A 468-nucleotide genomic window follows, 5' to 3' on the forward strand; every position below is an offset into this window, starting at 1 on the left:
TCGACCTCCTCACCTTCGACGGCGAAGAAGGCCTCAGCCGGCCCTTTCTCTACACCCTCGAATTCACCAGCGATACGCGGGACATCGGCGTCGAAGAGGTGCTCAACAAGCACGCCTGGTTCAGCCTCTACGGGCCGCCGGAAGACAGTTATTCAGGCTTGCGGGTCATCGAACACAAGCCGGCGCGCACCCTCTACGGGATCATCACCGGCTTCCAGCGCCTCTCCGAGTCCGCCAAACTGACCCGCTATTCGGTGACCCTCGAGCCACGCCTGGCCCTGGCCGGACACGGCAAGCAGTACCGGATCTACCAGGACCAGTCGGTGCCGGAGATCGTCAAAAGCATCCTCCTCAGCCGCCACGACATGGAGCATTTCGACTGTCCATTCCGTCTGGTGCACGAGTACCCGCGCCGCGAGCAGGTGATGCAGTACAACGAAAGCGACCTGGATTTCATTCATCGTCTGC

General features: G+C 61.3%; 1 protein-coding gene. It reads left to right on the top strand.

Features of this window, described 5'->3' with window-relative positions:
* Window positions 1-468: contractile injection system protein, VgrG/Pvc8 family (locus ACZYR5_RS29580; RefSeq protein ID WP_489092918.1), on the top strand; the 468-nt coding region annotated here is incomplete at both ends.

The sequence above is a fragment of the Pseudomonas sp. F007 genome (assembly GCF_057814275.1).